Raw genomic sequence first — 19,060 nt, 5'->3', positions numbered from 1 at the left:
ATCGGTTTATGAAATGCCTCACAAAAAGAAGTGATTAGCGGCAGTGCTGATGCCCATAAAAAAAGCGGCCCTAATGAGCCGCTTTGGTACTGCTTTAACGCCAATCAGCCACGCGCGGCGCGCCAGTAACCAATCAGTCGCAGATAGTTGCCTTTCACCGTTTCAATCAGCGCTTTGTCATCCAGCTCGCCGTTGAGCCACTGACGTGACGGTTGACCGAAGATGGTACGGCCGACGGCGAAGCCTTTGACCCACGGTGCCTGCGCTGCAGCGGCGAAACCGGCTTTCAGCGTCTCTTCCGGCGCATCAAGGCCGAGCAGCAGAATGCCGCGGCAGTGGGGATCGTTCTGTTCGATCAACCCGCTGATAGCCTGCCAGCTCTCTGCCGACAGCGGTGGCAGTTTCCACCAGTCCGGCTGAATGCCCAGGCTATAGAAGTGGCTCAGCATGTCGTAATAGTACGATTCATTACGGTCCGGATTGCTCTCCGGCAGAATCAGTTCCAGCAGCAGCTCATGCCCGCTCTTGTTACAGCCGTTCCACACATCAAGTACTAGTTCATCCTGCTCTTTACGCAGCTCGGCGCTGTCGTGCGGATGGTAGAACACCAGGCATTTCACCACGTGCTCTGCTGGCCAGTCGACCAGTTGCGAGCCGATGTTACCGTGCTCCAGACGCAGGGGACGCGAGCTTGGCAGTTCGATCGGACGGCCAATCCACCAGTTTTTACCGGTAATCGCGTTCAGTGCTTTCTGGCCGTAGGTGGTATCCGCCAGAATCCCACTCTTCTCATTTAAGCCTGCTTCATTGGCCGCTTCCTGCGCCGCCTGCAACAGCAGCAGTTTCAACTGTGGGATCTTATCTTCACTGACGCCTGCTTCACGGGCCATATCGGCCAGCTGTTTGCGATGGTCGAACGCGAACACATTGAGTTCTGGCCACTGTTGTTTACGCGTGGTGACGCGGTGCAGATGGTTGAGACGCGCATCCAGATCCGGGCGTTTTACGTCTTTGTCGCGACCGAGGAAATCGTCCAGCTCTTCTTTGGTTGGCATCGCCGGCGCGCAACCATGGCGTGAAACCACCAGCGCACCACAGGCGTTGGCGTAGCGGCAAGCCTGTTCCCAGCTTTCATCATTCAGCCAGCCGCGCAGCAGGCCAGACATAAAGGCATCGCCTGCACCCAGCACGTTCAGGACTTCAACGCGAACGCCGGTTTGCAATTTTGTCTGCTCCCAGCTGTCCGGGATATCACCTTCAAACACCACGCACCCCAGCGGTCCACGTTTACAGACCAGCGTGGCTTTACTTGCCTGGCGCACATTTTTCAGTGCTGTCAGCGTATCCGTACTGCCGCCGGCAATATGGAACTCTTCTTCCGTTCCTACCACCAAATCGAAATAGTGCAGCACTTCCTGCAGTTGTTTCGTGACTTCACCGGATTCAACGAAACGCGTTTCGCCATCGCCCAGTGACGTCAGCCCCCACAGCACCGGACGATAATCGATATCCAGTGCGGTGCGCAGACCATTTCGCTTGGCGATATCCAACGCTTTCAGTACTGCCGCGCGGGTTTGCGGATGTGAAAGATGCGTCCCGGTGACCGCGACAGCGCGAGAAGAGGTGATGAATTCCTCTTTAATGTCATCCGGCACCAGGCCCATATCGGCACAGTTGTCGCGGTAGAAGATCAGTGGGAAGGTATCCTCATCTTTAATACCGAGGATCACCAGGCCGGTCAGGCGGTTTTTATCGGTGATCAGCCCATCGGTGTTACAACCCACGCGCTGCAATTCTTCTCGCAGAAAGCGGCCGTTATGTTCATCCCCTACGCGCGCCAGCATGGCTGATTTCAGGCCCTGAATGGCTGTTCCATAGGCCACGTTACCGGAAGAACCGCCCAGATATTTATTAAAGCTGGTCATATCTTCCAGACGTGATCCGATTTGCTGACCGTAGAGGTCGACGGCGATGCGTCCGATACAAATCACATCAAGCCGCTTCTGTTGTGTACTCATACCTGTGGTTTCCTTCTGTGATAAGCAGACACTGGGGCGAAAACGCCCAACATCAAGCGCTATGCTTCCGGGTTCTCAAGGTGCCTGATTGGCTATGGTGGCAGTATGAGGAATAAAAATTCCAAATACAATATGAAATGAAACATCCGTCGCGATTTTGTGACCGAGGTAAAACTCTGCACAATGCGCTATCACGGCATGCTGTTTAGCATCGGTTTCACTGATGCTATGGCTTGTGAGCCAGGTCGCAGGAAAATGGCTGTGAATAAAGGAAGCTACTGAAGTGAAATGAAATTTCGCTATCTTGTTAAAATGCTATTTTGTCATTTCACTTTTTCCCCTGCAACGGCCTTCGCTGGCAACGTTTCATCGCTGAATTTGATCTCCATCGCAAAATGAAATGTTTCTTCTGTAATTACGTTTAATGAAAAAAATATTTGTTTATAATCGCCACACGTTTCACTTATCCGCGGGTGCCGTCACGGCAGCGAAAACCCGAACCGCGTTGTACCTCACGTCAGGTACCAGCATGTAAAGGAAGAAGCATATGGGCACAATCAGACTTACCACGGCACAGGCGCTGGTGAAATTTCTTGATAACCAGTATCTGAACGTTGACGGCGTTGAAACCAAATTTGTGAAAGGCATTTTTGCCATTTTTGGCCACGGTAACGTGCTGGGACTGGGGCAAGCGCTGGAGCAGGACAGCGGCGATCTGGTGGTGCATCAGGGTCGTAATGAACAGGGCATGGCGCATGCGGCGATTGGTTTCGCCAAGCAGTCGCTGCGTCGTCAGATTATTGCCTGTACCTCTTCAGTGGGACCGGGCGCGGCGAACATGATCACCGCAGCTGCTACGGCGACCGCGAACCGCATTCCTTTACTGCTGCTGCCGGGCGATGTGTTCGCCACGCGTCAGCCCGATCCCGTTTTGCAGCAGATCGAGCAGAGCCACGATCTCAGCATCAGTACCAATGATGCCTTCCGCGCGGTGAGCAAATACTGGGACCGCGTTAGCCGTCCTGAACAGCTGATGACTGCCTGTATTAATGCCTTGCGTGTGCTGACCGATCCGGCGGAAACCGGTGCCGTGACCATCGCGCTGCCGCAAGACGTGCAGGGTGAGGCCTGGGACTTCCCGGAATATTTCTTCCAGAAACGTGTGCACCGTCTGGATCGCCGTCTGCCGACAGCTGCTCAGTTGGAAGATGCGCTGTCGCTGATTGCGCGTAAACACAAGCCGCTGATTATCGTGGGTGGCGGTCTGAAATATTCCGATGCCGGTGCCGCGCTGCTGAAATTCGCGGAACGCTTTAACATTCCGTTTGCGGAAACACAGGCCGGTAAAGGCACCATTGTTTCTGATCATCCGCTGAATGTGGGTGGCGTCGGCGAAACGGGCTGCCTGGCAGCTAACCTGTTGGCGAAAGAAGCCGACCTGGTGATCGGGATCGGCACGCGCTACACCGATTTCACCACCGCTTCGAAATGGATTTTCCAGAATCCTGAAGTGAGCTACCTCAACATCAACGTCAGCAATTTCGACAGCTACAAGCTCGATGCAGTGCAGCTGTTAGCGGATGCTCGCGAAGGTTTGACCGCACTGGAAAGCGGACTGAAAGGCTTTGAGAACCACTGGGGCGGTCAGGTTGAGCAGGCACAAAGCAAGCTACTGAAAGAGACGCAGCGTGTGTATGCCGCCACTTATAACACCGACGATTTTATTCCCGAAATCGCCGATCACATTGACCGTGAAGCGCTGTTTACTGAGTTTGAGCGCCTGACGCAGTCAGTGCTGACGCAGAGCAGCGTGCTGGGAACCTTAAACGAGCAGCTCCCAAAGGATGCAGTGATTGTCGCGGCAGCGGGCAGTCTGCCGGGCGACCTGCAACGCATGTGGCGCACCAAAGATTACAACTCGTACCACGTTGAATACGGCTATTCCTGTATGGGCTACGAAGTCAATGCCGCGTTGGGCGTGAAGCTGGCCCAGCCGCAGCGTGAAGTCTATGTGATGGTGGGTGATGGCTCGTTCATGATGTTGCACTCCGAGCTGGTCACCTCGATTCAGGAAGGCGCGAAAATCAACGTGGTGCTGCTGGATAACATGACCAACGGCTGTATTAACAACCTACAGATGGAACACGGCATGGACAGCTTCACCACCGAGTTCCGTTTCCGCAACCCGGAAGGCGGCAAGCTGGATGGCGGCTTTATTCCGGTCGATTTCGCGGCGATTGCGGGCGGTTACGGTTGCAAAACCTATCGCATTACCACGCTGGAACAGTTGGAAGCTGCACTGATTGACGCGCAGAAACAGACCGTTTCAGTGCTGTTCGACATCAAAGTGCTGCCAAAAACCATGATTCACAAATATTTCAGCTGGTGGCACGTTGGTGTGGCTCAGACTTCAACGTCTGAACGCACGCAGGAAGTGGCCGACAAACTTAACGTGCATATCGAACAAGCACGTAAGTACTAACACCCTTTTTAGGCCGGCGTTCGCCGGCCTTGTTTAACCCTATGTCCCCCAAATAATTCGAGAATCAGGAAGGCGGCCAACGAGAGCAGCCAACGCACCTGCATCTTGAAATATGAAGGGCATACTTATCCGACTCTACAGGTGTAATTATGACGCTCAAACTCGGTGTAATTGGTACCGGTGCAATTGGTCAGGATCACATTCGTCGCTGCAACAATGTGTTGCAGGGCGCGAAAGTGGTGGCGGTTTCAGATATCAACGTGGAAGGGGCCCGCGCGGCGCTGCAGCGTTTGAATATCGAAGCTGAGGTGTATCAGGATGGTCATCAGGTGATTAACTCGCCGGAGGTGGATGCCATTCTGGTGACATCATGGGATCCGACCCACGAAGAATTCACCCTTGCCGCCATTGCTGCTGGCAAGCCCGTGTTCTGCGAGAAGCCGCTGGCGATGAGCGCCGAAGGCTGCCGTCGCATCGTTGATGCCGAAATCAAACACGGTAAACGCCTGGTGCAGGTGGGCTTTATGCGTCCGTACGATTCAGGCTATCGCGCGTTGAAGAAAGTGATCACTGACGGTGAAATCGGCGAGCCGCTGATGCTGCACTGTGCGCACCGCAACCAGAGCGTGGGGGAAAATTACACCACCGATATGGCAATCACCAACACCCTGATTCACGAGCTGGACGTGCTGCGCTGGTTGACCGAAGACGATTATAAATCGGTGCAGGTGGTGTTCCCGCGTTCCACCTCGAAGAGCCATGCCAAATTGAAAGATCCGCAAATCGTGCTGTTCGAAACCCAGAAGGGCATTCGTATTGATGTCGAGATCTTCGTGAACTGCGCATACGGCTACGACATTCAGTGTGAAGTGGTGGGCGAAGAGGGCATTGCCAAACTGCCTGAGCCTTCATCTATTCAGATGCGTAAAAACGCGCGTCTCGGCAATGCGTTGCTCACTGACTGGAAAGACCGTTTTATCGAGGCTTACGACGTTGAGCTGCAAGCTTTCATCAATGACGCCACAGCGGGCAAGTTGACCGGGCCTTCCGCCTGGGATGGTTTTGCTGCCTCCGTTGCGGCGGATGCCTGCCATAAAGCCCAGAACAGCGGCGCTATCGAGCCGGTGACCATGCCAGCGCGTCCAGACTTTTACGCCAAATAACTGAGCCTGTGCGCTAACACTTCTCTCTCAGAATCAGGGAATTGAAATGAACAAAGACAATGTAAAACTGGCGATTGCGCCAATCGGCTGGACCAACGATGACATGCCAGAACTGGGCAGCGAAAACACCTTCCAGCAGACCGTCAGTGAAATGGCGCTGGCAGGCTTTACCGGCAGTGAAGTCGGCAGCAAATATCCGAAAGATCCGGCAGTGCTGAAACCGATGCTGGAAATTCGCGGTATTCAGATCTGCAATGCCTGGTTCAGCACCTTCTTCGCCAACGGCGACAAGGCGAAAACCATCGACGAGTTCACCCAGCACATGAACTTCCTGCACGCCATGGGCGCGCGCGTGATTGGTTGCTCTGAGCAGAGTAAAAGCATTCAGGGCACCACACTGGCAGTGCTGGAGCAGAAGCCGATCTTCACCGATGAAGAGTGGCGTCTGACAGCGGAAGGCTACAACGAGTTGGCTGAGATCGCGGCGAAGAAGGGCATGCGCGTAACGCTGCACCATCACATGGGGACCGGCATTCAGACCCCAGCGGAAATCGATCGCTTTATGGAATCAACCAATCAGAATGTCGGCCTGCTGTATGACACTGGCCACATCTACTACTCCGAAGGCTCACAGCAGGCGATGCTGGATGTGCTGACCAAATATCTGCCACGTATTTTCCACGTGCACCTGAAAGATGTGCGTGACAGCGTGGTGGCTGAAGTGCGTGAAAAATCACTGTCGTTCCTCGATGGCGTGAAGAAAGGCACCTTCACCGTGCCGGGCGACGGCGTGATTGATTTCAAACCGGTGTTCAAAATCCTCGACGATTACGGTTACAAAGGCTGGATGGTGGTGGAAGCGGAGCAGGATCCGGCGCTGGCCAATCCGTTCGAATATGCGGTGAAAGCGCGTAAATATATTCGCGAGAATACCGGCTTATAAGTTCAATGATGCGCGATTTATCGCGCTCTTTTGACCATCAGACACAATAAAAAAGGCCGTTATCCCTTACAGGATAACGGCCTTTCTATTTGGCCTGGATTATGAAGCCAGCGACAGCGCCGGTTTCTGACCGTTGACCGCCAGCCACTCACGAATGCGTGCCTGCTCGGCTTCTGTCAGCCACATACCTTGTTTGGTACGACGCCAGATTGCGTCATCCAGTTCGCGCACCCATTCATTTTTCACCAGGTAGCGCAATTCAGCTTCATAAAACTCGTGACCGAAGTTCTCGCCCAGATCCGCCAGACTGCTTGCGCCTGCCAGCAGTTCTTCGGTGCGGCTACCGTAGGTACGGGCAAAGTGGCGCGCCATGCCTTCGCTGATAAACGGATAACGACGACGCAGACCTGCGGCGTAATCTTCACGGGTGCCAGAGAAATCACCGCCTGGCAGTACTGCTGATTTAGTCCAGGCTGGGCCGGCGTTGGGATAGTACTTCGCCAGTTTTTCCAGCGCGTGCTCTGCCAGCTTACGATAGGTGGTGAGCTTACCGCCAAACACCGACAGCAGCGGCGCCTGGCCATTGTCGTCATGCACATCCAGCGTGTAATCACGGGTGATGGCCTGCGGTGAATCCGATTCGTCATCACACAGCGGACGCACACCAGAATAAGTCCAGACGATGTCATCTTTGCTCAGCTGCTGTTTGAAGTGTCCGTTAAACACTTTCAGCAGATAGCTGATTTCGTTGTCATCGATCTTCACGTCTTTCGGATCGCCTTTGTACTCCACATCCGTCGTACCGATGATAGAGAACTCGTCCATCCACGGAATCACAAACACGATACGGTTATCTTCGTTCTGCAGGATATAAGCCTGCTTTTCACGGTGTACGCGCGGCACCACAATGTGGCTGCCTTTGATCAGGCGAATACCGTACGGCGATTTCAGCTTCAGGCCATCATCAAAGAATTCTTTTACCCAAGGTCCAGCGGCATTGACCAGGCCTTTGGCACGCCACGTGAAGGTTTTGCCGGTATCAATATCTTCCGCTTCCACCATCCACAGGCCACTCTCACGCCATGCACGGGTCACGCGGGTGCGGGTGCGCACTTCGCCGCCCTGTTTCACCACTTCCTGCGCGTTGAGCACGACCATACGCGCATCATCCACCCAGCAGTCAGAATATTCGAATCCGCGCGTGATCTCAGGCTTAAGGGCCGATTCCGCGCCAAAACGCAGGCCTTTACTGCCCGGTAAAGTGGTGCGTTTACCCAGACGGTCGTACATAAACAGGCCAAGGCGAATCATCCACGCCGGACGCAGATGCGGGCGATGTGGCAAGCGGAAGCGCATTGGGAAGGCAATGTGCGGTGCCATTTTCAGCAGCACTTCACGTTCAGCCAGCGCTTCGCCCACCAGACGGAATTCGTAATGTTCCAGGTAGCGCAGGCCACCGTGGATTAATTTAGAGCTGTTGGAGGAGGTTGCACAGGCCAAATCCCGCGCCTCCAGCATCAGCACTGACAGTCCGCGTCCTGCAGCGTCCACTGCAATGCCGGCTCCGTTAATGCCGCCGCCGATCACGATCAGGTCTTTGGTTTCCACGTCATCTCCTCCGATGTTCGGAATAGTTCTAAAATGTTCGTTTTCGAGCGTAATAATAATCGGAAACCAACATTGATGCCAGCGCTTAACTCAATAAAAACATTTTTGCGTGATATAGCTAACATTCCTGCAGGAAAAAAAATCCATAGCCATAACTTTTGTCAGGTTATCGCGACGGATTCTCAGGTTAAACTAGGCGCTAATTGTGACGACCTTATGAGAGACACCATGGAAAACTTCGAATGTATTTCGGTTCAGCAGGCTAACGAGCACCTGGCACAAGGCGCGCAGCTGGTGGACATTCGCGACCCACAAAGCTATGCCATGGGCCACGCGATAGGCTCGTTACATCTGTCGAACGACAATCTGGCGGACTTTATCGCGCAGGCGAATCATGAGCTGCCGGTGCTGGTGATGTGCTATCACGGCAACAGCAGCAAAGGTGCAGCACAGTTCCTGTTAGGGCAGGGATTCAATGCCGCGTATAGCATCGATGGCGGTTTTGACGCCTGGCGCGCCGTGTTCCCCTCGCAGGTAGATACTGGCAGCGTCTGAGACGATCACACAAAGGAAGGAGAACCCGCACGATGCGCATCACACAGTTCAACAACCCACGTATGGCGCAGGCGTTTGTGGATTACATGGCAACGCGCGGCGTCACGCTGCGAATTGAGCGCGAAAGCCACTATGTCATTATGCTGGATGATGAAGGCAGACTGGAGATGGTTGAAAACGAACTTGCCCAGTTCGTACGCGACCCTAATCATCCGCGCTATCAGGCCGCCAGCTGGCACACAGGCAGTACCGAAAGTGGCTTGCGCTATGAACGCAGCAACATCTGGGCGAATATTCGTGAACGCGCAGGTCCGCTCACCATGACGATCATGATCGCCTGCGTGGCGGTGTTTATCATGATGCAGATTGTTGGCGATGATGTGGCGCTGGATTGGCTGGCGTGGCCTGCTGACTCCTCACAGTATTTCCAGGTGTGGCGCTGGTTTAGCCATGCGTTGTTGCACTTCTCACTGCTGCACATCCTGTTCAATCTGATGTGGTGGTGGTATCTCGGTGGCGCAGTGGAAAAGCGTATTGGCAGCGGTAAGCTGTTTGTGATTATGCTCATTTCCGCGCTGTTGAGCGGCTGGATGCAGGCCAAATTCAGCGGTGTGCTGTTCGGCGGACTATCGGGCGTGGTGTATGCGCTGATGGGTTATTGCTGGCTGCGTGGCGAGCGCGATCCCGAAAGTGGCATTTATCTGGAGCGTGGTCTGATGGGCTTCGCTATTGTATGGCTGATTATTGGCTGGTACGGCGCTTTTGGGCTGTCGATTGCTAACGCTGCACATGTCACCGGCTTGCTGGTCGGCCTGGCCATGGCGTTTGTCGATACGCGCAATGTGGCTCGTCGGTAGCAGGTATAAAAAGAAAACGGCTCTGAGCCGAGGAGAGAGATGTGAAGCAGACGCAACGTCATGACGCCATTATCGATTTGGTGCGACGCCAGGGATATGTCAGTACGGAAGAGCTGGTGGATCACTTTGAGGTGAGCCCGCAAACCATTCGGCGTGACCTGAACGATCTGGCCGATCAGAATAAAATTCAGCGTCATCACGGCGGCGCGGCGCTGCCTTCCAGCTCTGAAAACACCGCATGGCAGGACCGCAAAATGATGTGGTCAGCGGAAAAAGCGCGCATCGCCGAGCGTGTGGCGAGCCAGATCCCGGATGGTGCCACGTTGTTTATCGATATCGGCACTACGCCGGAAGCGGTGGCGCATGCGTTGCTGAATCACAACAATCTGCGCGTGGTGACCAACAACCTCAATGTGGCGATTTTGCTGATGGCGAAGCCGGATTTCCGCGTCATCATCGCTGGCGGCGAAGTGCGTACGCGGGATGGCGGCATCATGGGTGAAGCGACGCTGGATTTCATCTCCCAGTTTCGCCTCGATTACGGCATTCTCGGCATCAGCGGCATCGATATGGATGGCTCACTGCTGGAGTTCGATTACCACGAAGTCCGCACCAAACGCGCGATAATCGAAAACTCACGCTGCGTGATGTTGGTGGTGGACCATTCGAAATTTGGCCGTAATGCGATGGTGAACCTGGGGAATATGAGCCTGATTGACTACATGTATACCGATCAGACGCCGCCTGCCAGCGTGCTGAAGGTGATTGAGCAACACGAAGTCCATCTCGAACTCTGCTAATCCATCCTGTCGGGGCGGTTGCTATGCCGCCCGCAGAATGGCATCAGGTTGCGCGCCACGCGTAAATCCACTTTTTTTCCCTCCATCCGCATTTCCCTGTCGCTTTTTTCTTCGCCCCCGGCTTTACTTATCCTTTCTGGTTATGCGCTCGCCCGTCTTTACCGTTAACGGACTCGAAGGGATTGATATGTCGCAGCAAAAATTTAATAAAACACGTTTCGACGCCGCACTTACCCGCCAATGGCAGCACCTTGGACTCACCTCCGCCCAGCAAATGACACCGCATCAGTGGTGGCAGGCATTAAGCCGTGTGCTGACCGAGATGCTCGCCACGCAGCCGCCCGCCACACCGCGCGCAGGCCAACGCCATGTGAACTATCTGTCGATGGAGTTTCTTATCGGCCGCCTGACCGGCAACAACTTGCTGAATCTGGGTTGGTACGACGAGGTGAAGGAAGCGCTGGCCGCGCATCAGGTAGAACTCAGTGAGTTGCTGGAGGAAGAGGTGGATCCGGCGCTTGGCAACGGTGGATTGGGGCGCCTGGCCGCGTGTTACATGGACTCGATGGCCACTGTCGGGCAGGCCGCGATGGGACATGGCCTTAATTATCAGTACGGTTTGTTCCGCCAGACCTTTGACGATGGCCAGCAAAAAGAGGCGCCAGACGACTGGCAGCGCAACAGTTATCCGTGGTTTCGCCATAACGCCGCACAGGATGTGCAGGTTGGCATCGGCGGCAAAGTGAAGAAAAACAGCGATGGCTCGCTACAGTGGCGACCTAAATTTCAGGTTAAAGGTGAAGCCTGGGATTTGCCGGTTGTCGGCTACCGTAATGGTGTGACGCTGCCGTTACGTTTGTGGCAAGCCAGCAGCGTGCATCCGTTCGATCTCACCCTGTTCAATGATGGCAAGTTCCTGCAGGCCGAACAGCCCGGCATTGATGCTGACAAACTCACCAAGGTGCTGTATCCCAACGATAATCACGCAGAAGGTAAACGCCTGCGCCTGATTCAGCAATATTTCCAGTGCGCGTGTGCGGTGGGCGATATTCTGCGCCGCCACCATCTTGCCGGGCGCTCGATCCACACCTTGCCCGATTTTGAAGTCATCCAGCTCAACGACACGCATCCCACTATCGCCATCCCGGAGATGCTGCGTATCCTGCTGGATGAGCATCAGTTGAGTTGGGATGAAGCCTGGCACATCACCAGCCGCGTTTTCGCCTATACCAATCACACCTTGATGCCGGAAGCGCTGGAGCGTTGGGATGAGTCGCTGGTGGGCGATCTGCTGCCGCGCCATATGCTGATCATCCGCGAAATTAACCAGCGTCTGAAAAAAATCGTCAAGAAGCAGTGGCCCGGCGATAGCGCGACATGGCAAAAGCTGGCGGTGGTAGCTGATGGACAGGTGCGTATGGCGAACCTGTGTGTGGTGAGCTGTTTCGCCGTGAATGGCGTGGCTGCGCTGCACTCTGAGCTGGTGGTCAAGGATCTGTTCCCGGAATACCACCTTCTGTGGCCAAACAAATTCCATAATGTGACCAATGGCATCACGCCGCGCCGCTGGTTGAAGCAGTGCAATCCGCTGCTGTCGAACCTGATTGATGAAACGTTGCAGGTGGAGTGGGCCAACGATCTGGATGCGCTGGAGTGGCTGGCGCCCTATGCGCGTAAAAAAGCTTTCCGTCAGCAGTTCCGCACCATCAAGCAGCAGAACAAGCTGCGCCTGACCGTATACATCAAACGCGTGACCGGCATTGATGTGAATCCTGATGCGCTGTTCGATGTGCAGATTAAGCGGCTACACGAGTACAAACGTCAGCACCTCAGCCTGCTGCATATGCTGCACTGCTATCGTCAGCTGCGGGACAATCCTGATAACCCCGACTTTGTGCCGCGCGTATTCCTGTTCGGTGCCAAGGCCGCGCCGGGCTACTACCTTGCCAAGAACATCATCTACGCCATTAACAAAGTGGCCGAGGTGATCAATAACGACCCGAAAGTCGGCGATCGGTTAAAAGTCGTGTTTATCCCTGACTATCGCATTACCGCCGCCGAGTTGATGATTCCGGCAGCCGATCTCTCGGAGCAAATCTCGACTGCCGGTTATGAAGCGTCCGGCACCGGGAATATGAAGCTGGCGCTGAACGGCGCGCTGACCATTGGCACGCTGGATGGTGCGAACGTTGAAATCGCCGAAGCGGTGGGCGAGAAGAACATCTTTATCTTCGGCAATACCGTGGATGAGGTTAAGGCGCTCAAAGCCAACGGTTACAGCCCGAAAAAACTGCGCAAGCAAAATAAGTATCTGGATGGATTGTTGAAAGATCTGGAGAAGGGCAAGTTCAGCGAAGGTGATAAGCAGGCATTCGATATGCTGCTCACCAGCCTGACCAAAGGTGGCGATCCCTGGCTGGTGCTGGCCGATTTCGAGGCGTATCTCGACGCGCAGCAACAGGTTGAAGCCTTGTGGAAGAACCCGGAAGCCTGGACTAAAGCGGCGATTCTCAACACCGCGCGCACCGGGCGATTCAGTTCCGATCGTTCGATTCGCGATTACCAGCAACGCATCTGGCAGGCCGCGCGCTGATTTCCAGCTCGCTATTGATGGCCGCTCGACATGGTTTCGATAAGGTTTTCGTCGGATACGTATTGATACGCACTGCACCTAAGGAGACGTGATGACGTTCAGCAAACTGGATCGGGCCGCGCAGGAAGCGGGTATTGCGGTAGATTTTACCAATGCGAACGGTGAGCGGGTGCGCATTAGCGACGACACCAAACGTGCACTGCTGGCGGTGATGAATACGCCGGAAGGTAAAACGCCACCACTGCCACCGGTGCTGGTTTTCACTCCGCGCCGTCCGCGTCAGTGTTGCCCGCAGGGCAAAGGCGAATTTAGCTGGCAGCTTGAGACCGAACGGGGCAAAACTTACAGCGGCACGCTTCAGGCAGGCGAGACCTTCACATTGCCGCCGCGTCTGGCGCAGGGGTATCACCGTTTGACCTTACAGCAAGGACGTCAGCAGTGGCACTCGCGCATTATTATCGCGCCACGTCGCTGCTATTTATCCGAACCGCTAGCGCAAGGCGACAAACGCTGGGGAGCGCTGGTACAGCTTTATACGCTGCGATCCGACCGCAATTGGGGGATCGGTGATTTTGGCGATCTTGCGCAAATGCTGGAGCAGATCGCCGCTCACGGAGGCGATTTTGTTGGCCTCAACCCGCTACACGCGCTTTATCCTGCGCAGCCTGACCACGCCAGCCCTTATAGCCCCACCTCGCGTCGCTGGCTGAATATGCTGTATATCGACGTTAATCAGGTGGCGGCATTCGCTCAAAGCGCTGAAGCACAGCGCTGGTGGAAACTCGCCAAAACGCGCAAGGCTGTGCAAGCCGCTCGCGCCACTGACTTTATCGATTATCGAGCGGTGGCTGAGTTGAAAATCACCGCGCTACGCCTGTCCTGGCAGCATTATCAGCCTGAGCAGGAATTCCTGCAATTTGTCGCCGAGGGTGGCGATCATCTGCGCTATCAGGCGGCGTTTGACGGCATTCTGGCAGAACGCAGCGCTCAGCAGGAGAAGGAGTGGGGGTGGGCATCGTGGCCGGAAACCTGGCGCAATGCCCATCAGCCAGAAGTTCAGCAGTGGTGTGCTGCACATGAGGACGAGATTCAATTCTGGTGTTGGTTGCAGTGGCTGGCGCAGCAGCAATTTGCCGCCTGCTGGCAGCGTAGCCAGCAGCTCGGCATGACGGTGGGATTGTACCGGGATTTGGCGGTCGGTGTGGCGCAGCACAGCGCAGAAACCTGGCAGGACCCGCAGTTGTATAAGCTGGGTGCTTCGGTGGGGGCACCGCCGGATCGCCTGGGGCCATTGGGGCAAAACTGGGCGTTGCCGCCGCTTGATCCGCATGAGATGCGCGCGCGCGGCTATCAGCCTTTTATCGATTTATTGCGCGCCAATATGCGTGATTGTGGCGCGTTGCGTATCGATCACGTGATGGCGTTATTGCGGCTGTGGTGGATTCCGTATGGCGAGACAGCAGACAAAGGCGCCTATGTGTCATATCCGGTGGACGATTTGATGGCGATTCTGGCGCTGGAAAGTCAGCGCCATTGCTGCATGGTGATCGGCGAGGATCTGGGCATTGTGCCGCCGATCATCGTTCGCATGATGCGCAGCCACGGCATTTTCTCGTGGAAAGTGCTGTTCTTCGAACAGGAGCGCGATGGCCGCTACCGCCAGCCTGCGGCTTATCCTCGACAGTCGATTGCCAGTGCCAGTACTCATGATTTGCCCACGTTGAGCGGATTCTGGCAGGCGGAAGATTTGGCATTGGGTGAAAAGCTTGGCATGTATCGCGATAGCGTGCTGCACTCCCTGCAACAACAGCGCACAGCACAAAAGCAGGCTTTGCTGGACGCCTTACAGCAGGCGGGGGCCATGCCAGCTCGCAGTCGTCAACCTGCGTTGAAGCAACCGCTGACGCCGGCGATCAATGTGGCGATGCACCGTTACCTGGCCCGCACGGAGAGCGCATTACTGGGATTGCAGCCGGAAGATTGGCTCGGCATGACAATGCCGGTCAACGTGCCTGGCACAGTGGATGAGTATCCCAACTGGCAGCGCAAGTTATGTGTCACGCTGGAAGAGATGTTTGCCGACAAAGCCGTGAAGCAAGTTCTGAAAGTGGTGAATGACGGACGCAAAGCGAGGTAGAAATCTGCGGCAGCGCGGGTGCGCTGCCGCAAGAAAATCAATAGTAAGAGTGCTCGCCGCGCTGGTGTTCAGTGAGGTCACGCACACCTTTCAGCTCAGGGAACGCTGCCAGCAACTCTTTCTCGATGCCATCTTTCAGCGTGACGTCGATCATTGAACAGCCGTTACAGCCGCCGCCAAACTGCAGAATCGCGTAACCGTCATCGGTGATTTCCATCAGGGATACACGACCACCGTGACCCGCCAGCTGTGGGTTGATCTGCGCTTGCAGCAGATACTCCACGCGCTCAACCATTGGCGCATCATCAGACACTTTACGCATCTTGGCGTTTGGCGCTTTCAGCGTCAGCTGGGAACCGAGGTTATCGGTGACAAAATCGATCTCAGCATCTTCCAGATAAGGCGCGCTCAACTCATCAACATAGGCTGACAGCTTTTCGAACTTCATTTCAGTATCAGTGGCTTCTACTGCATCGGGTGGGCAGTAAGAAACACCGCATTCCGCGGTTGGCGTACCCGGATTAATGACGAATACGCGAATTTGTGTGCCATCTTCTTGTTTTGACAGCAATTTTGAGAAGTGCTCTTGCGCAGCATCAGTAATAACGATCATGGCGATTGCTCAATAGTTGACTAAATTACTTGGTTATAATACGCCCAACGCCGACGCTCTACAAGGTACGGCACAGGCAGCCAATATGCACGCTGGCCGCGCCTTGCGCCAGCAAAATGCGGCTGATTTCTGCCACCGTGCTTCCGGTGGTAACCACATCGTCGATGAGCAGGATATGGCGTCCGCGCACCGGCATTTCAAGGGAAAAGGCCCCGCGCAGATTCTTTTTCCGCGCCGAAGCGCGCAACGCATGCTGGACCAAGCCCCGCCGTCTGCGGCGCACCCCCGCACGATATTCACAACCTAGCCAGTGTGCCAGCGGTTTTGCCAGCAGCTCAGCCTGATTATAGCCACGCTGCCAGGCACGACGCCGATGTAACGGCACACTCAACACCAAATCAATGCGCGGCGTAAGGTTATCGCGGCGACTATTTAACAATTTTAACAAAAGGAGTCGTGCCAGCATCACTCTGAGTGCGGTTGCCCGAGAAAATTTCAGCTGGATGACCCAATCGCTCAGCGGCGGCAGGTAATCACTCACGCAAGTCAGGCTGTGCCACGGCGGTGGACAACGCAGACAGCGGCCGCACAATCGGGTGCCGCTGGCCGGCAGTGCACAGCAGGGGCAGATCGCGGGCAGCGCCGGGATTTGTTGCGCACAGCGGCTGCATAGCCCGTGTCTGGCAATCTGTAATGGCAGGCGGCATAGCCAACACAGGGCAGGGATTGATAGCATAGCGGCCTCTTTTCACTTTTCGGGAGTGTAACCGATGAGTTCGCTTTACTGGCACACCACAGGCACAGGCGATCGCGATCTTGTGCTGCTGCACGGCTGGGGATTGAATGCCGAAGTGTGGCAGAACATTGTTCCACGACTCAGCCCGCATTTTCGTCTGCACCTGGTGGATCTGCCCGGCTTTGGCCGCAGCCAGGGATTTGGTGCACTGACCTTAGCCGACATGGCTCAACAGCTGCTTCCGCAACTTCCTGAGCGTGCAGTGTTGCTCGGTTGGTCGCTGGGGGGACTGGTTGCCAGCCAGATTGCACTGATGCAGCCTGAACGTGTCACCGCGCTGATTAGCGTGGCGTCGTCGCCCTGTTTTACCGCGCACGAGGATTGGCCGGGCATCAAGCCTGAGACGCTGGAAAGCTTCCAGCAGCAGCTGAGCAATGATTTCCAGCGCACCGTAGAACGTTTCCTGGCCTTGCAAACCATGGGTACGGAAAATGCGCGCCAGGATGCACGTCAGCTCAAAGACGTGGTGCTATCGCAGCCAATGCCTTCGGTCGCAGTGCTGGAAGGTGGGTTAGAGATTTTGCGACAGGACGATCTGCGTACCGCGCTGGATAATCTTGCGCTGCCGTTTATGCGTATCTATGGATCACTCGACGGCCTGGTGCCGCGTCGCATTGCGGCGGAGCTCGATGCGCGCTGGCCGGCGTCGCCATCGGTTGTGATGGAGAAGGCCGCCCACGCTCCCTTTATCTCTCATCCTGATGCGTTTTGTCAGCAGTTGCAGCAGTTCATCCACGCAGCCACATAAATTGCCACGCAGCCAGTGTCATCGGCTGGCTGCCGTCGATCTTCTCGCCGCTGATCACATCCTGGAAATGTCGCGTCTGTGGCAGATGCGTGGTGACTTCCCGGCTGCTGAGATTAAACACGCACAAGAGCCCGTCATCACTGCCTGGCGCATGTCGTCGCAACATCAGCACGGTATTTTCACTCTCCAGTAGCGTCATCGCATTATCCGGGTGGAACGCGCTCTGGCGGGTGCGCAGCTGGATCAATGCGCTGAGTCGTTCATACACCTGCTGACGCAATGGGTCATCGCCGCTGATCCACTGTTCCATTTCACGCAAACTGTATTTCTGGCGATTGATGGCGCGGTTGTGTCCTGCCGCGCGCACGCCTTCATTGTCGTTGCGCGATCCCAGAATGCTTTGGATATAGATCGCCGGCACGCCCGGAAAGGCGAGCAGAATGGCGTGTGCCAGCAGGAATCGGCGCAGACGCGTGTCATCGTCATCATTCTGCTGGTTGAGAGCATCGAAATAGGTGACGTTAATTTCGTAAGGGCTGGTGGTGCCATCGGGATTGTTTTTATAAGACACCAGCGCCCCTTCCAGCGCCAAATCTCGCACCAGTGCTACGATCTCCACTTCAGACAAAATACCGCGCGCAGGATTGAGGCCAATGCCATCGTGCGAGGCAAGGAAGTTGAAGAACGTGGTGGTGCCGTTACCGGTGCCCAGCGTGCTGGCCCATTGACGCAGCGCGCGTGCGGATCCTGAATGAATGGCATGGAGCACCAGCGGCGGCAGTGAAAACTGATACACCATCTGCGCTTCATCGTGCCCGTTACCAAAATAGCTGATGTTGTCTTTATGCGGCACATTAGTTTCGGTGACGATCACTGTGCCCGGTGCCACTTCGTTGGAAATGGCGCGAAACAGCTTCACCAGCTGGTGGGTTTTCGGCAGGTGAATGCAATTTGTACCCGGCGTCTTCCACATATACCCCACCGCATCGAGACGAACATAATCGGCGCCCTTGTTCAGGTAATCCAGCAATACGCCCACCATGCGAATCAGCACGTCAGGATTGGCAAAGTTAAGGTCGATTTGGTCGGCGCTAAAGGTGGTCCAGATAAAGCGCGTTTCACCATCAGCCATCTCAAACGGCGTCAGTAATGGCGAGGTACGAGGGCGCGTCACGGCGCTGAGATCGGTGGCCGGTGGCATGCTGATAAAGAAGTCATCCCAGCCAGGATCCTGCGCCAAAAAGTGGCGGAACCATTGGCTGTGCGCCGACATATGATTACAGACAAAATCGAACATCAACCGGGTTTCACTGTGCAGCGCCGCAATATGCTGCCACTCGCCACAGAGAGGATTCACCTGGTGATAATCAATCACGGAGAAGCCATCGTCGGAAGAATAGGGAAAGAACGGCAGCAAATGCACCAGGTTGAAAGTGGATTGCAGATGCTGCTGATAGAAGTGCGAGAAGCTGGCGAGCGTGGGCTGATCGGGTTCACGGAACTGATCGGCGTAGCTGATCAGCACCACATCCTTCTCGTCCCAGTGGGCTTTGCGCGGCAGTTTAGCGGTATCGTGCGCTGCACGAATGTGGGAAAGCAGACGCTCACGTGCGGCGACGGGGAAGCGGCCTTCGTAAATCTCATCAAGTAGGGCGTTGATTATGTCCATCAGATCGTTGGGCCACGCGGAAGGTCATTTTTTCACACGGATTTTTTCAGCGTAGACGGATGAGGGGATTTATCAAAT

Annotated in this window: 14 protein-coding genes; 9 read left to right on the top strand and 5 right to left on the bottom strand. The window is 55.3% G+C overall.

Going from position 1 to position 19,060, the window contains the following annotated elements:
* Positions 1-104 precede the first annotated feature (104 nt).
* Positions 105-2,018 carry a bifunctional 5-dehydro-2-deoxygluconokinase/5-dehydro-2-deoxyphosphogluconate aldolase gene (locus tag CRO33_RS20475; RefSeq protein WP_034819708.1) on the bottom strand — a complete coding sequence of 638 codons (1,914 nt, stop codon included), beginning with the start codon at positions 2,016-2,018 and terminating at the stop codon, positions 105-107.
* Between the two features lie 547 nt (positions 2,019-2,565).
* Between CRO33_RS20475 and iolD the strand changes: the two genes are divergently transcribed.
* From iolD to iolE, 3 genes are all read left to right on the top strand, one after another.
* On the top strand, positions 2,566-4,500 hold the full coding sequence (gene iolD / locus CRO33_RS20470) for a 3D-(3,5/4)-trihydroxycyclohexane-1,2-dione acylhydrolase (decyclizing) (RefSeq protein ID WP_034819705.1): 1,935 nt from the start codon (positions 2,566-2,568) through the stop codon (positions 4,498-4,500).
* Between the two features lie 149 nt (positions 4,501-4,649).
* Positions 4,650-5,663 (top strand): Gfo/Idh/MocA family protein, encoded by a 1,014-nt coding sequence (locus CRO33_RS20465; protein WP_038644253.1) that lies wholly within the window; start codon positions 4,650-4,652, stop codon positions 5,661-5,663.
* A gap of 46 nt (positions 5,664-5,709) precedes the next feature.
* Positions 5,710-6,606: a myo-inosose-2 dehydratase gene (iolE, locus tag CRO33_RS20460; protein WP_034819699.1), complete on the top strand. Its 897-nt coding sequence runs from the start codon at positions 5,710-5,712 to the stop codon at positions 6,604-6,606.
* Between the two features lie 99 nt (positions 6,607-6,705).
* Here the strand turns inward: iolE and glpD are convergent, their stop codons facing one another.
* Entirely contained in the window at positions 6,706-8,214 is a 1,509-nt protein-coding gene (glpD, locus tag CRO33_RS20455; RefSeq protein ID WP_058960571.1) for a glycerol-3-phosphate dehydrogenase, read from the bottom strand.
* Between the two features lie 228 nt (positions 8,215-8,442).
* On the opposite strand from glpD, the gene glpE reads away from it, so the two are divergent.
* The 5 genes from glpE to malQ all read left to right on the top strand — a co-directional run bounded on the left by glpE (position 8,443) and on the right by malQ (position 15,156).
* Positions 8,443-8,769 carry a thiosulfate sulfurtransferase GlpE gene (glpE, locus tag CRO33_RS20450; protein ID WP_097119386.1) on the top strand — a complete coding sequence of 109 codons (327 nt, stop codon included), beginning with the start codon at positions 8,443-8,445 and terminating at the stop codon, positions 8,767-8,769.
* Positions 8,770-8,801: 32 nt separating this feature from the next.
* Positions 8,802-9,626, top strand: a complete 825-nt coding sequence (gene glpG / locus CRO33_RS20445; RefSeq protein ID WP_034819691.1) for a rhomboid family intramembrane serine protease GlpG — start codon at positions 8,802-8,804, stop codon at positions 9,624-9,626.
* A gap of 41 nt (positions 9,627-9,667) precedes the next feature.
* Positions 9,668-10,426: a DeoR/GlpR family transcriptional regulator gene (locus CRO33_RS20440; RefSeq protein ID WP_034819687.1), complete on the top strand. Its 759-nt coding sequence runs from the start codon at positions 9,668-9,670 to the stop codon at positions 10,424-10,426.
* Positions 10,427-10,613: 187 nt separating this feature from the next.
* Positions 10,614-13,019 carry a maltodextrin phosphorylase gene (gene malP / locus CRO33_RS20435; RefSeq protein ID WP_097119385.1) on the top strand — a complete coding sequence of 802 codons (2,406 nt, stop codon included), beginning with the start codon at positions 10,614-10,616 and terminating at the stop codon, positions 13,017-13,019.
* Positions 13,020-13,110: 91 nt separating this feature from the next.
* Positions 13,111-15,156, top strand: a complete 2,046-nt coding sequence (malQ, locus tag CRO33_RS20430) for a 4-alpha-glucanotransferase (protein ID WP_097119384.1) — start codon at positions 13,111-13,113, stop codon at positions 15,154-15,156.
* A 37-nt stretch (positions 15,157-15,193) separates the two neighbouring features.
* Here malQ and nfuA read toward each other — a convergent pair whose 3' ends face one another.
* Both nfuA and gntX read right to left on the bottom strand, forming a co-directional pair.
* A complete protein-coding gene (gene nfuA / locus CRO33_RS20425; protein WP_034819678.1) occupies positions 15,194-15,769 on the bottom strand; it encodes a Fe-S biogenesis protein NfuA in 576 nt (191 codons plus the stop codon).
* Between the two features lie 58 nt (positions 15,770-15,827).
* Positions 15,828-16,505 (bottom strand): DNA utilization protein GntX, encoded by a 678-nt coding sequence (gntX, locus tag CRO33_RS20420; RefSeq protein ID WP_097119383.1) that lies wholly within the window; start codon positions 16,503-16,505, stop codon positions 15,828-15,830.
* Positions 16,506-16,539: 34 nt separating this feature from the next.
* Between gntX and bioH the strand changes: the two genes are divergently transcribed.
* Positions 16,540-17,313, top strand: coding sequence for a pimeloyl-ACP methyl ester esterase BioH (gene bioH / locus CRO33_RS20415; protein ID WP_097119382.1), 774 nt, complete (start codon positions 16,540-16,542; stop codon positions 17,311-17,313).
* On the opposite strand, the gene CRO33_RS20410 is transcribed toward bioH, so the two are convergent.
* Positions 17,294-18,982: an alpha-amylase family glycosyl hydrolase gene (locus CRO33_RS20410; protein WP_097119381.1), complete on the bottom strand. Its 1,689-nt coding sequence runs from the start codon at positions 18,980-18,982 to the stop codon at positions 17,294-17,296. The two genes, bioH and CRO33_RS20410, sit on opposite strands and share 20 nt — an antisense overlap.
* Between the last annotated feature and the right edge of the window lie 78 nt (positions 18,983-19,060).

The sequence above is a fragment of the Pantoea sp. GL120224-02 genome (assembly GCF_900215395.1).
Taxonomy (GTDB): Bacteria; Pseudomonadota; Gammaproteobacteria; order Enterobacterales; family Enterobacteriaceae; genus Pantoea; species Pantoea communis.
Note: the sequence above shows the minus strand (reverse complement) of the source record. Positions and strands in the feature narration are given on the sequence as shown.